General features: G+C 35.4%; 2 protein-coding genes and 1 pseudogene. 1 reads left to right on the top strand and 2 read right to left on the bottom strand.

Annotated features, from left to right (window positions below; genetic code table 11):
• A partial coding sequence (locus tag F560_RS26125; RefSeq protein WP_211214144.1) for a hypothetical protein occupies window positions 1-219 on the top strand: 219 nt, incomplete at its 5' end.
• Window positions 220-302: 83 nt separating this feature from the next.
• Here the strand turns inward: F560_RS26125 and F560_RS0122040 are convergent.
• A complete protein-coding gene (locus tag F560_RS0122040) occupies window positions 303-941 on the bottom strand; it encodes a hypothetical protein (RefSeq protein ID WP_019007871.1) in 639 nt (212 codons plus the stop codon).
• Window positions 942-1235: 294 nt separating this feature from the next.
• Window positions 1236-1473, bottom strand: a pseudogene (locus tag F560_RS24080) (hypothetical protein); the annotation flags it as partial.

Raw genomic sequence — 1473 nt, 5'->3', positions numbered from 1 at the left:
TGCTCCTTCGACCACAATCCCATGTGTGCTCCCAACCTTTCTATTATTCCTATTGTAGCAGGTCTGGGAGTTTACACATTTTATTTTACAGACTCAGAATCGCAGCGTAAAAATGCCGAGCTAGAATGCAAAAAAGGCACTTGTCAGCACTCCCAAATCCTCCTATCGAATCTGAACAACTCGAAAACCATCATCATTCGAGCACTTCACAATGCGTAGACAACATGAAAACAGTTCAAGATTAAAAGATTGTCAAAAAAAATCCGCTTGTTTCTCAAAAGAGATTAAGCGGGGAAGGACTTTTATTTAATTCCTTGTTCTTTTACCCATACTTCTTCAATATTATCTATTTTATTCTTCTCCATGAAACTAATTGTTTTCGATTCTAATGCATCGATCAAGTTTAACCATTCCTTGTTGCTTAAGTTAAAACGGATAGATGCTAACTTATTAGTAACCTCCAACCATGAAGAATTCAATTGATTTGAAGCTTTAATTTGACTCTGTTTTTTCATATCAAGGTTTCCATTGAAATGACTGTCATAAAATTCTTCATGCCATTCATAATACAAACGAGCTAACTTGTATGCATTTACTGAACTGCTATCGTATTGATAACCATCTTTTCGCTTCTTCAAAACCACCGCTAAGTTCCTATATTCCACAATGATGTTTCTAATATTTTCATTATTAACCATTAAGGTCTTGGACTGGTCTTTTGTAATTTTGTTAGTTGAAATAATAACATCATATAAATTACTATCTTCATTAATTGAATTAATCAAAGTATGGAGATCGTCATTCATCTGATTGGAAATATATTTTTGATACTTTACTTTTTCGTTGTACTGAAAAAAGAAAAGAACCGAAAGACTAATAATGAAAACGATAATTAAACCATATTTATAATATTTCTGGACTTTTATTAGGATCACCACCATTTTTTTGAAAATTCGAAATTAAATCATGTATGTGCAATAAGATGAAAAGACAGCGATTACGAGGATCGCTTTTGCTGCTTTTTCATCTTCTTTACTTATTCAATCATTTGATACATTATACGTAAATGGCAACTCTTTCGAACCAGAACCGAATAAGGAGGATGATGGGTAGTAAACTTCCCATTTGATTTTCATTAAACCGTTAGCTGTTGCAGACGTGTAATGCTCCCCATTGTCAAGACACGATTTTTTGAGGAATAAGTTATATCCTCCTTCTCGTGTAATCTAGAATTTTCAGGATGCGATCTGTTCAATGTTGTGGGCATAGAATTGATCGGGCTTTGCTTCTTTAAGTGATTGATGAGGACGTTCCTGATTGCAAAATTGGACATAGCGAGCTATCCCTTTGCGCAATGCGCGAGGGTCTTCAAATTCATTACCCCAGACCTGATTCGGACGGTCAATTTTTAAGCCGCGAAGCAGATATGGGCGGGTGTACTTGGCATGGAGGCGTTTGCTCAAGTTTGGCTTC

Origin of the sequence: Cohnella laeviribosi DSM 21336 (assembly GCF_000378425.1) — a bacterium.
Lineage (GTDB): Bacteria > Bacillota > Bacilli > Paenibacillales > Paenibacillaceae > Cohnella > Cohnella laeviribosi.
Note: the sequence above shows the minus strand (reverse complement) of the source record. Positions and strands in the feature narration are given on the sequence as shown.

What these genes read in the sequence shown, in the direction of transcription:
- F560_RS0122040 (WP_019007871.1), bottom strand. Translation starts at nt 941, where the DNA reads ATGGTGGTGATCCTAATAAAAGTCCAGAAATATTATAAATATGGTTTA.